12 protein-coding genes are annotated in these 12,012 nt (G+C 53.1%); 2 read left to right on the top strand and 10 right to left on the bottom strand.

What is annotated here, in order from left to right; translation table 11 throughout:
* Positions 1-169: 169 nt before the first annotated feature.
* From pspG to traF, 3 genes are all read right to left on the bottom strand, one after another.
* A complete protein-coding gene (pspG, locus tag M1D91_RS01650) occupies positions 170-412 on the bottom strand; it encodes an envelope stress response protein PspG (protein ID WP_437432160.1) in 243 nt (80 codons plus the stop codon).
* 149 nt (positions 413-561) lie between these two features.
* Positions 562-1,557 (bottom strand): tRNA dihydrouridine(20/20a) synthase DusA, encoded by a 996-nt coding sequence (gene dusA / locus M1D91_RS01645; RefSeq protein ID WP_437432161.1) that lies wholly within the window; start codon positions 1,555-1,557, stop codon positions 562-564.
* An 81-nt stretch (positions 1,558-1,638) separates the two neighbouring features.
* A complete protein-coding gene (traF, locus tag M1D91_RS01640; protein WP_437432162.1) occupies positions 1,639-2,964 on the bottom strand; it encodes a conjugal transfer protein TraF in 1,326 nt (441 codons plus the stop codon).
* 272 nt (positions 2,965-3,236) lie between these two features.
* Here traF and zur point away from each other — a divergent pair, with 272 nt between their 5' ends.
* Positions 3,237-3,752 carry a zinc uptake transcriptional repressor Zur gene (gene zur, locus M1D91_RS01635; RefSeq protein WP_437432163.1) on the top strand — a complete coding sequence of 172 codons (516 nt, stop codon included), beginning with the start codon at positions 3,237-3,239 and terminating at the stop codon, positions 3,750-3,752.
* Positions 3,753-3,848: 96 nt separating this feature from the next.
* On the opposite strand, the gene M1D91_RS01630 is transcribed toward zur, so the two are convergent.
* From M1D91_RS01630 to M1D91_RS01620, 3 genes are all read right to left on the bottom strand, one after another.
* Entirely contained in the window at positions 3,849-4,058 is a 210-nt protein-coding gene (locus M1D91_RS01630) for a CsbD family protein (RefSeq protein ID WP_072570189.1), read from the bottom strand.
* A gap of 265 nt (positions 4,059-4,323) precedes the next feature.
* Positions 4,324-4,938, bottom strand: coding sequence for a transcriptional repressor LexA (lexA, locus tag M1D91_RS01625; RefSeq protein WP_437432164.1), 615 nt, complete (start codon positions 4,936-4,938; stop codon positions 4,324-4,326).
* 108 nt (positions 4,939-5,046) lie between these two features.
* Positions 5,047-5,415 (bottom strand): diacylglycerol kinase, encoded by a 369-nt coding sequence (locus M1D91_RS01620; RefSeq protein ID WP_437432165.1) that lies wholly within the window; start codon positions 5,413-5,415, stop codon positions 5,047-5,049.
* Positions 5,416-5,543: 128 nt separating this feature from the next.
* Between M1D91_RS01620 and plsB the strand changes: the two genes are divergently transcribed.
* Positions 5,544-7,964, top strand: coding sequence for a glycerol-3-phosphate 1-O-acyltransferase PlsB (plsB, locus tag M1D91_RS01615; RefSeq protein WP_437432166.1), 2,421 nt, complete (start codon positions 5,544-5,546; stop codon positions 7,962-7,964).
* A 78-nt stretch (positions 7,965-8,042) separates the two neighbouring features.
* Here the strand turns inward: plsB and ubiA are convergent, their stop codons facing one another.
* From ubiA to M1D91_RS01595, 4 genes are all read right to left on the bottom strand, one after another.
* Positions 8,043-8,912 carry a 4-hydroxybenzoate octaprenyltransferase gene (ubiA, locus tag M1D91_RS01610; RefSeq protein WP_437432167.1) on the bottom strand — a complete coding sequence of 290 codons (870 nt, stop codon included), beginning with the start codon at positions 8,910-8,912 and terminating at the stop codon, positions 8,043-8,045.
* 12 nt (positions 8,913-8,924) lie between these two features.
* Positions 8,925-9,422, bottom strand: coding sequence for a chorismate lyase (gene ubiC, locus M1D91_RS01605; protein WP_437432168.1), 498 nt, complete (start codon positions 9,420-9,422; stop codon positions 8,925-8,927).
* Positions 9,423-9,602: 180 nt separating this feature from the next.
* Positions 9,603-10,574 (bottom strand): maltose operon protein MalM, encoded by a 972-nt coding sequence (gene malM, locus M1D91_RS01600; protein ID WP_437432169.1) that lies wholly within the window; start codon positions 10,572-10,574, stop codon positions 9,603-9,605.
* 107 nt (positions 10,575-10,681) lie between these two features.
* A complete protein-coding gene (locus M1D91_RS01595; protein WP_437432170.1) occupies positions 10,682-11,992 on the bottom strand; it encodes a maltoporin in 1,311 nt (436 codons plus the stop codon).
* Between the last annotated feature and the right edge of the window lie 20 nt (positions 11,993-12,012).

Genomic DNA, 12,012 nt, shown 5'->3' with positions numbered 1-12,012 from the left:
TAGGGCTTCCCGAGGGAAGCCCATTCTTTTTTTAGTTCGGCTGTATGTAGGGTACAGCGCGATGAATTCGTTAACGGCGCGATAGTGACAGATTTGATATCTAAATCCTATTCGGTTCTTAGCGATGTGCCTGAAAAAGTGTTGAGGTTGTGATCAAGCACTCAAACCTTTAGTAACGCCAGCGCTTATTGCGCTGATATTGAGGCACTTTTGGAGCTTTGACCGCGCGTATCACCCAAACAACCGCCACGGCGAGCAGCAGCCACGGTAACAGTTTAATCATCATGGCGAACAAACCGCCGACAAACATCAAAGCGGTGGCAACCAGGATAGCCGCCAGAATGCCTAATACCGACACGCCTGTCGCCAGTAACACAATAAAAAAGACGATAACAAACAGTAATTCCAGCATGGTGCGCTCCCGATAAATGAGTCATAACCTGGACTCTATGCCAGAGATATATCAAGAAACGTGCCAGAATTTTTATCGTTGATTTATCAACAAAAAACCCTGCCATCAAGTGCAGGGTTTGGTGAAATTGACCAACAAGTAGTGAAAATTTAACGACCAGCCACCAGGCTCAACGCATGTTCCAGCACGGCGACATCAGCGCCGGGCTTGTGCGCATTTTCGCTGAGGTAACGCCGCCACTGGCGTGCACCAGGGATGCCCTGGAAGAGACCCAGCATGTGTCGCGTGATATGGCCAAGATAGGTGCCTTGTCTCAGCTCATTTTCAATATAAGGATACATGGCACGCACCACGGCCACCGGATCGGCATCCGGACCATCCACGCCGAAAATCTCGCGATCAACTCGCGCCAGGATCCCTGGATTTTGATAGGCTTCGCGCCCCACCATGACGCCATCCATGTGTTCAAGATGGGCGTTCGCCGCTTCCAGCGACGTAATGCCCCCGTTAATGGCAAGGGTCAGATGCGGGAAATCACGCTTTAACTGATAAACCCGTGGGTAATCCAGCGGCGGGATCTCGCGGTTCTCTTTCGGGCTCAGACCAGAGAGCCAGGCTTTACGCGCATGGATGATAAAGGTCTCACATTCGCCTTTGCCGGCGACGGTGTTGATGAAATCGCAAAGGAACTCGTAACTGTCCTGGTCGTCAATCCCGATACGTGTTTTCACGGTCACCGGGATCGTTACGACATCACGCATCGCTTTAACACAGTCGGCAACCAGTTGCGCATTACCCATCAGGCAGGCGCCAAACATGCCGTTCTGCACGCGATCGGACGGGCAACCTACGTTCAGGTTGATCTCATCATAACCGCGCTGTTCAGCCAGTTTTGCACATTGCGCCAGCGCAGCCGGGTCGCTTCCTCCGAGCTGCAAGGCCACCGGATGCTCTTCCTCGCTGTAGGCCAGATAGTCACCTTTACCATGAATAATGGCGCCCGTCGTCACCATTTCGGTGTAGAGCAGCGTATGGCGGGAGAGCTGACGCAGGAAGTAACGACAATGCCTGTCCGTCCAGTCGAGCATCGGCGCGATCGAGAAACGGTGAGCGGGGTAAACAGTAGGCTGAATTTCTGGCGACATGGCGAATAAATGAGCTTTACGAAAAAGGGGCGCTACTATAGCACAAAGAAAAACCGGAGGCGCAAGGCCTCCGGCTCTCTGTCAGAACGTCAGGGTGAGCTGTGCTCCCGCTCCCCATGTCTCTTTTTCACCCACCATACCTGTCAAATCGACATGTACGGTGTTAAAGGGCGCAAAACCTACCCCTCCGGTAAAGACATTGCTTTCATCTCCTTTTACGTCCGCACGATAACCGGCGCGAACAGCCAGCCAGTTAAGCGGACGCACTTCTGCACCGACACCCACATACTGTGAGTTTTTCTCGCTTTTAAACCCTTTGGTTTCAGTAAGATCGCCATCCGCACTCAGGGTCAGCAGTTCATTTTGCCAGGCCACACCGGCGGTCACCACCGGACTGATTTGATAGGTATCTTTATAATTTTTCACTTCGCCGGTACGGCGGTTTTCGATGAGTACATCTTTGGTATCGATGTTATTAGAGATAAGGTTCTGCCCGGTTAACCCCACGGTGAAGTTTTCCGTCAGGTCTGCAGCCAGGCCCACATCAATGTTGAACGACGTGTCATCAGTACGGTAACGATCTTTTTTCCAGTCGTTTTTATCGTAATCGCTAATCGTGGTGGTGTAGTTATAAAGCCAGGTTTTCTGCAGTTTAGGCGTCACCCCTACCGACAGCGGTACCCCACCTGCGTCGAACTGATGCGCGAAGGCCACCCCAAAATCGGAGACAATGGCAGCGCGACCTGATGCGGTAGAGTTGAGGTTATCTGAAATTCGTTCAGTACCAAAGACAGCGGCATCAACTGCCCTCAGGCTTGCCCTGGTAAAATCAGCAGGGTCATTGGGATCGTCCATCTCACGCAGATAGCGAATATCTTGCTGATCGATTGAAGCAGACACATAAGCATGAGCGTAAGCCTTGGTCATAAATGCCACGGAGAGCGTATCGTTTGGAATACTGACGGCAATTCCCGCCCCCGCATTCGCGCTTGCGCGTTTGCCTTTTAAAAACTCCAGAGATTCAGCCAGATCGCCTGCGGCATTCTGGAACTGGTTGACGGTACCAATGGGATTAGCGAGCACATCCCCAAGTGAAAGACCATCAACGACATCACCGTAGTAATCGATCTTGTCACTGATGTCCTCAATTTCATTTCTCAAATCATCTTTATCATTAATTTGCGCAGTAAAACTTGGCAGAATAATGGATATATCATCTTCAGGTTTGGCTTTCGCCAGGAGCGCCGGGTTAATTAATGCCGCACTGCCATAACTGGCTGAAGCAACCCCCGTCCCCCCCATCGCATCATTACGCGCTTCCGCCCAGGTATTCGCTGCTCCCGCTTGATTTGCCACTGTAAAGGAGACAGCGATAGCGACCACTGAAAGTTTGAGTTTGTTTTTCACAATTATGCGTCTCGTAGTCAGATGAGTTTTTTTATGCCCCGCTCCTTTTTACATGAACGGGAATGCTCTATTGCTGCGAATAACACCAAAAATATGTCTTATTCTGCCAGACAGGCAATAACTGGCAGAAAGTATAGTTATAAGAAATGTCCCACATTATTTATAGAAGACGTAATGCGATTGTGAAAGGCGCTAAAGCAGGCCGATCTCGGCGTTTAACGCAGAACATGATAAAGTGAGGGATTATGCCGCCGGGAAACGAGAGGACGACAATGGATAAGACCACTTCGCAAGAGATGCTAACGCAGGCTGAAAAACTGTGCGTGCAGCGCAATGTGCGTCTGACGCCACAGCGCCTTGAGGTTCTGCGGCTGATGAGTCTGCAAGAGGGTGCTATCAGCGCTTATGATCTGCTGGATCTGCTTCGCGAGAGCGAGCCGCAGGCGAAACCGCCCACCGTTTATCGTGCGCTGGATTTCCTGCTGGAACAAGGCTTTGTGCACAAAGTAGAATCTACCAACAGCTATGTGTTGTGCCATCTTTTTGACCAGCCGACCCATACTTCGGCGATGTTCATCTGCGATCGTTGCGGGGTGGTCAAAGAGGAAGAAGCGGAAGGTGTGGAAGATATCATGCACATGCTCGCCGCAAAATTAGGCTTTGCCCTGCGCCATAATGTTATTGAAGCGCATGGCCTGTGTGCCCGTTGCGCTGAAGTGGAAGCCTGCCGCCATCAGGGCGACTGCCACCACGATCACTCAATTTTAATCAAGAAAAAGCCACGTTAAGCACGGGCTCTGGGCGGGTGGAGAAAGAAGAGTGGTACGTCCATGTACCGTCGGGCAGGGTAGTCTCTTAAAATGCCTGTTCAGAGGGCTTTAAGACTACCAGCGGTAATCGTGACGGGTTTCCCAGTCACCAACCTCTTTTTCCGCTTGATCTTTCTGGTAGCCATAACGTTCCTGGATTTTACCTACCAGCTGATCGCGTTTACCTTCGATGACGGTCATGTCATCGTCAGTCAGTTTGCCCCACTGTTCTTTCGCTTTACCTTTGAACTGTTTCCAGTTACCGCCGACTTCGTCTTTATTCATAATCATTTCCTCATCGTTCGGTTTTGAATAGCGAGTATTCATCCATTTATTACGTTCTTAATGTGCTGAACGTGATAATAATTGTAGTCAGGGATAACGATGCGGTGGATTTATTCGGAATTTTTAACCATCCATACGCTGTTTTGAAGAATAGACATTGAGGAGAAAAAAGAATGCGGCAGAGAACGAGGGGGATTTAAGTTATTGTAATAAAAGCAAATAAACCGCGATAACTGTATGCGTTATCACGGCTCATAAAAGTAAGTTACAGCCATTCGCCATTGCGGATCACGCCAACCGCCAGCCCTTCAATGGTAAAATTCTGCTCGCGCAGATTAACCACGATAGGCGAAAACTCGCTATTTTCCGGCAGGAGCTGAACAGTATTACCTTGCTTTTTCAGCCGTTTAACCGTCACTTCGTCATCAATACGGGCGACCACTACCTGACCATTACGGACATCCTGCGTTTTATGCACGGCCAGAAGGTCGCCGTCCATAATGCCAATGTCTTTCATCGACATCCCGCTAACGCGCAGCAGGAAATCAGCATTAGGTTTGAACAGAGAGGGGTCAACCTGGTAATGGCCTTCAATATGCTGCTGGGCCAGAAGAGGCTCGCCCGCCGCGACGCGCCCGACTAAGGGCAGACCTGCATCATCTTCCACTTCAAGCAGCAAACGAATGCCACGAGAGGCACCAGAGACAATCTCAAGTACACCCTTACGCGCCAGCGCTTTCAGATGCTCTTCCGCTGCGTTTGGGGAACGGAACCCCAATTGTTGCGCGATCTCTGCACGCGTCGGCGGCATACCGGTTTGGTTGATTCGATCGCGGATAAGATCGAACACCTCTTGCTGCCTGGCCGTTAAAGCTTTCATTCCGCCCCCTGGGTGTATATACAGTTATGCTGTGAGTATATACAGCTAAAGGCGATTTTGAAACCAAAATTACGCAAAAAACCAGCAGTTAGCGCAAATCCTGAAGCTTTATCGAAAATGGCTCCACAACAGCGAAACCCAGGTAAAGATCGCAACCAGAATGGCCATCAACACCGCTGCCGACCCCATATCTTTCGCGCGCCCGGACAGCTCATGAAATTCAGCGCCAATTCGGTCAACCACGGCTTCAATAGCGCTGTTGAGGATTTCAACAATCATCACCAGAACCACTGAGCCAATCAGCAATACACGGGTGATGGCGTCAACATCAAGGAAACAGGCGATAATAATTGCCAGAATGACCGCAACGGCCTCCTGGCGGAAAGCAGCTTCGTTGATCCATGCTGCGCGTACGCCTTTCCATGAATAACCCGCCGCTTTGATGATGCGGGTAATGCCAGTGGTATTATTGGCCATTAAAAGAACCTTTTTATGTAATGAACAACGATCTCTATGTAAGGTTATAGAGGTACAAAGAATTTGTGCGCGCTTTCTGATATTCTTGCGGCGCAATGGCATTTTTAACCAGAGGCTTCACATCCTTTATGTCCGGCTGGCCACGAATTTACTACAAATTACTTAATTTACCATTAAGCGTACTGGTAAAAAGTAAGTCGATCCCTGCGGAACCTGCGCAGGAGCTGGGGCTCGATACCTCACGCCCTATTATGTACGTTTTGCCTTATAACTCTAAGGCTGACTTACTCACGTTACGTGCACAATGTCTGGCACATGATTTGCCGGACCCGTTAGAACCGCTGGTGATCGACGGAGCGGAGCTCCCGCGATACATCTTCATTCACGGTGGACCACGGGTGTTTACCTGGTACACGCCGAAAGAAGAGTCTATCAAGCTGTTCCATGACTATCTCGATGTGCACCGTAGCCATCCCGATCTGGATGTGCAGATGGTGCCGGTTTCGATGATGTTCGGCCGCTCACCGGGCCGCGAGAAGGGTGAAGTGAATCCCCCCCTGCGTATGCTCAATGGCATCCAGAAATTCTTTGCTGTCTCCTGGCTTGGCCGTGACAGCTTTGTACGCTTCTCTCCCCCGGTCTCGTTACGCCGCATGGCGACCGAGCACGGTACGGATAAAATCATCGCGCAGAAGCTGGCCCGTGTGGCGCGTATGCATTTCGCTCGCCAGCGTCTGGCTGCGGTTGGCCCGCGCCTGCCTGCCCGTCAGGATCTGTTTAACAAACTGCTGGCCTCCAAGGCAATTGCGCGTGCAGTAGAAGACGAAGCGCGCAGCAAAAAAATCTCTCATGACAAGGCGCAGCAAAACGCCATCGCCCTGATGGAAGAGATAGCGGCAAACTTCTCTTATGAGATGATTCGTCTCTCCGATCGCATCCTGAGCTTTACCTGGAACCGTCTGTATCAGGGCATTAACGTGCACAACGCTGAGCGTGTGCGCCAGTTGGCCCATGATGGCCATGAAATTGTTTATGTGCCCTGCCACCGCAGCCACATGGACTATTTATTGCTCTCCTACGTCCTTTACCACCAGGGGCTGGTCCCGCCGCATATCGCGGCTGGTATTAACCTGAACTTCTGGCCTGCCGGCCCGATTTTCCGCCGTCTGGGCGCGTTCTTCATTCGCCGCTCGTTCAAAGGCAACAAACTTTACTCTACCGTGTTTCGTGAATATCTGGGCGAGCTGTTCCAGCGTGGTTATTCGGTCGAATACTTCGTGGAAGGCGGACGTTCGCGTACCGGTCGCCTGCTGGACCCGAAAACCGGTACCCTGTCGATGACCATCCAGGCGATGCTGCGCGGCGGCACCCGTCCCATCACCTTAGTGCCCATTTACATTGGGTATGAACACGTCATGGAAGTCGGAACTTACGCCAAAGAGCTGCGTGGCGCGACCAAAGAGAAAGAGGGTTTTATGCAGATGTTACGCGGCTTAAGCAAGCTGCGTAACCTGGGTCAGGGGTATGTGAACTTCGGCGAGCCTATCCCGCTGATGAACTACCTTAACCAGCGCGTGCCGGAATGGCGGGAATCTATCGATCCTATCGAAGCGGTGCGTCCGGCCTGGCTGACGCCGACGGTGAACGCCATCGCCGCCGATCTGATGGTGCGCATTAACAACGCAGGGGCTGCCAATGCCATGAACCTCTGCTGCACCGCCCTCCTCGCCTCCCGCCAGCGTTCGCTGACCCGTGAACAACTGACGGAGCAACTGGATTGCTACCTGAACCTGATGCGCAATGTGCCTTACGCGGAAGATTCCACGGTGCCAACGGCCAGCGCGTCGGAGCTCATCGCCCATGCCCTGCAGATGAATAAGTTTGAGGTAGAAAAAGACACCATCGGCGACATCATCATTCTGCCGCGTGAGCAGGCGGTGCTGATGACTTACTACCGCAACAACATCGCGCATATGCTGATGCTGCCGTCGTTAATGGCAGCCATCCTCACCCAACACCGTCATATTTCTCAGGATGAGATGCTGCGCCATGTTGAGCTGCTCTACCCGATGCTCAAAGCAGAACTGTTCCTGCGCTGGGAAAAAGCGGAGCTGGCGGGCGTGCTGGACAACCTCGCACAGGAGATGCTGCGCCAGGGGCTGGTCACCATCAAAGAGGGGCAGCTGAATATTAACCCTTCACACTCCCGTACCCTGCAACTGCTGGCGGCGGGTGCGCGCGAAACGCTGCAACGCTACGCCATTACCTTCTGGCTGCTGAGCGCGAATCCGTCGTTCAACCGCAGTACGCTGGAGAAAGAGAGCCGCACGCTGGCACAACGTCTTTCCGTGCTGCATGGCATCAACGCGCCGGAATTCTTCGACAAGGCGGTGTTCAGTACCCTGGTGCTGACCCTGCGTGATGAGGGCTTCATCAGCGATACCGGTGATGCGGAACCGGCGCAAACGCTGGAGATTTACCAACTGCTGGCGGAGTTGATTACCTCGGATGTGCGTTTGACGATTGAGAGTGCGACGCAGAGCGAGTGAACAGGATGCGGTCTGCTTCCTTCTCCCCAGGGAGAAGGAGCAAACACAAAAAAGGCAACTGACGTTGCCTTTTTGCTTTTACCTCCAATAGCTCACCGCCAGCCCTATAAACAGCACCATGCCCACATAGTTATTGTTCAAAAAGGCCTTAAAGCAGGCATCCCGATCGCGCCCGGCGATAAGCTTTTGTTGATAAACAAAGAGTGCGCCCGCAACCAGCACCGACCAGTAAAAATCCCAGCCCAGACCGTTAAGCTTGCCTACGGCAACCATCAACGCCAGCACCGCCACCTGTAAAATACCAATGATCAGCTTGTCCTGACGACCAAACAGAATCGCCGTCGACTTGATGCCTATTTTCAGATCGTCATCCCGGTCCACCATCGCATACTCGGTATCGTACGCTACGGCCCAGAGAATATTGGCGAGGAACAATATCCAGCAGCTCAGCGGCACGGATTCACTCACCGCAGCAAAGGCCATTGGGATCGACCAGCCAAATGCCGCCCCCAGCACCACCTGAGGCAGGTGGGTGTAGCGCTTCATAAAAGGATAAACCCAGGCCAGCGCCAGCGCCGCAACGGAGAGCAGAATGGTCATCATGTTGAGACTCAGTACCAGCGCAAACGCCAGCAGTACCAGCACAACAAACAACGTCCGCGCTTCGTTTTCCGTCACCGCCCCACTCGGCATCGGGCGACCGGCAGTGCGCTTAACGTGCCCGTCAAACTTGCGGTCAGCATAATCATTGACCACACACCCCGCTGCACGCATTAACCAGACACCGGCAATAAACACCAGCAGGATCCACAGCGGCGGCACGCCCGGCGTAGCCACCCACAGCGCCCATAATGTCGGCCAGAGCAATAAAAATGAGCCAATCGGCTTATCCGTGCGCATAAGTCGGTGAAAGGCCAGCAGCTTATTCTGCGTGAGACTCCACTCCATTTTTCTATCCTCTTAATACAGCGGTGATGCAGGCAAAAACAGTTCAGTCAGCAGCAGCGGTTTTCCCCCCAGCCGCAGGCGGGAACGACGCCCCCACAGCGACTCGACCTGGCCGACTTCAATAAAATCTCGTGTTAGCGTAGACGATGTAAAGAGATAGCGCCCGAGCGGGGTAGTGCCTAGCGTCTGCAGGGCCAGTTCCGGGCCGGTCAGGGTCGATTCCGGTACCACCGTGCGTCCGGCAAGCCAGGGCTCACCGTCAGCGCAAAGCAGAATTTCACGCAGCCAGTAGCGCTTATCATCGGGGAGCAGATGGCGTTCCTGTTCCAGAGACTCAGCGGTCACAAACGCTTCCTGAACCAGGGTAACGGTCACTTTTTTATTCAGTTGTTCAAAGCGTTTGGTCATCGAATCTTCCAGCAACAGCCAGTCGAGTCGTTGCGGATCGAGTGCGGGAAGTGCGTCAAAGTAGCGCAGCGCACGCAATTGCGTAAGCGCGGGGTGTGACATGCCTTACTCTCCAATACATTACGTTATTGCATTGTATCGCAGAACAGAGGGCCTCGTGCGTGGAAACTTCATTCAGTTTTCATAAGCGCAACAGCTGTGCAACAGCGCCCGTTGCGCCGGGAAAAAAGGGTGCGTCAGGCGACGCACCAGTTGTTGCAAACATCAGCATTGCGGGGTGAATTACCCCTTGCCTTTTACACTGCTGATAAAAGTGCTCCGGGCAGAGGTAGACCCGAGACGTTCAGCTTCATTCAGTAATTTCAGAGCCTTATCAACATCACCTTTCGCTACAGCCTCTTTAATGGCTTTGTTGAAATAGCTTTCGGTGTCATTCAGCATCGGTTCGCTTTTCGCTGCAGATGGCGCAGCAGCAGAGGTCGGCGCGCCAGCAGGAGCGGCGACAGGTGCCGCAACCGGCGCACTGTACGCCGTGGCTGGTGCCGCCGTGTTACCCACGGTGACCGGGCCGGGTCCTGATGAGCCGAACAACGGGCCTACCAGTACGCTCGAACTACTGTTGGTTTTCACCTTCAGTTTCAGCGTACCCTCGGTGGTATGGCGCGCAATAGGATCAGGGATATCCGGCACCGCGTTACCTGCCCCTTTGGCATAGGACTTGGCCGGGTCCATCAGTTGCGTGGTCTGCTGCAAATCTTTGTCGGTGGTAAAGACCAGCACATAGATTTTTTGCTGGCCGAGGGCGGGCGTCAGACGCATCACGCCTTCAAGCCTGTCGGCACTCATGACGCCGGGTGCCTGATAGGTAAAGAAACTGCTCGGGAAAAAGGCGGCAGGCGCCAGATTCTGATCGAGGATCAAGACGTTGGGCGCAAATACGCTGGTCTGCTTACTCACTTCACTGGTGAGGGTCAGGGTCAGCTCACCGATGTTGGCCGGTACGCTGTAAGCCGCCACCGGGCCGCTTATCCCCGCCACGTTCAGGCGCTGGCCTGCGGTGGCAAGAGAGGTGGTTTGTACTTTGCTTTGATCAACCGGCGTCCAGCTCAGTTGCTGGAGGGCAGAGGCCGGAACAGACGGCGCAGCGGTTGTATTTTGTGGCACGATGTTAACATCGGCGACGCTCACCCCAGGCACGGCGGCAAACAGGCCGGCGGACAGGCACAGGGCGAGGAGACTTTTTTTCATTTTCATTGTTATCACCTTCTTTACATGAGTCAGCTAACGCCCGGCAATAGCGCGCTGTCCCGAAGAATTGAGGGGCTTGCGCCCCTCTTGTTCGTTACATCAACGCTTCAGCATTACCACCAGATTTCCATCTGCGCGCCGAAGGTCCACTCGTCGTTGTCACCACGGCTGAAGGTTCTTGCGGAGGTGTCGTTGTAAGCTACGCCAGAGGTGTAACCGGCACCTGAATCATTGTTGGCATAACCCCATTTCTCATCCCATTTGGCATAGGTCGCGAAGACACGAATTGCCGGGCGTGACCAGATGCTGTCGCCCGCCTGCCACTGTTGAGCAAGGGTGATTTTGTACTGGTTGTTGGTTTCGTCAGTGCGCTGAGACTTCACGTTGTCATAGCCCACTTCCAGCAGGGTGCTCATGATTGGCGTCCATTTGTACATAGGACGGATACCCACGGTCCACCACTTGGTACCGTTGTTATCATCACGATCGATATTCTGGTACATACCGACGTACATCAGGTCCCAGCTGTCAGCCAGCGTAACCGCACCATGATCCAGCACGCGCCACAGAGAGCCGTTGTTGTTGATACTGCCGCCCTGCGGGATCCCTTTACCGTTAGAGGTCATGGAGTCCGTCGCGTACTGCAGAACAAACTTGTTAAAGCCTTTCAGCATGCTCTGAGTATGTTCAGCGGTGAACATCCAGCCATCTTTGGACGCATCAGGCGCCAGATTGTAGTTATCCGGCAGGTTGGTGTGACCGTAGTCGACGCCGAATTCAAGCGTGCCGCCCGGGTTGATTTCCATCCCCGCGAAGCGCACGTCAAACACGTCGTTAGGGACGATGTTGTCATAAACACGGTTACCAAAGGCATCGCGGTCAGCAAAGGTACCCGAGCCGCCTGATTCAGACGAACGGGTTGCCGCAAGGGAGAGCTTACTGAAGCCCAGATCGATGTTTTCAATACCGGCACCAGGACCTGAAATATCCCAGTAGTAGAAGTCGATCATGTGCACATCATGACGCTGGTAGAAACGCTTACCTGCCCAGATGGTAGAACCCGGCAGCGCTTCAATCAGGTTTTTACCCTGAACGTTAGCTTCACGGAACGCCGGGCTGGTGGATTCCCAGTCATTTTGTTGTGAAACGGAGTAGGCTACGTTGGTATCGAAGTAGAAGCTCTTATCGCCTTCTTTCCAGACTTCCTGGCCCAGTTTCAGCTCAGCATAAGTTTCGCATTCGTTACCAAGACGATATTTACTTTGTGCACCGGTGGCCTGGAAGCATTGCTGCTCACCGCCGCTACCGGTCCAGCCGATGCCGGAACGTGCGTAACCTTTGAAGTCTACGGCGCCCGCCTGCGCAGACAGGATGCCTGCGGTAATGGCGATGGCCAGTGGAAGTTTGCGCAGAGTAGTCATCATTCTATCTCCTGAGAGAGTTG

The organism is Enterobacter sp. SA197 (assembly GCF_054131575.1).
The sequence above is the reverse complement of the archived record's forward strand: the minus strand, read 5'-3'. Positions and strand labels throughout refer to the sequence as shown.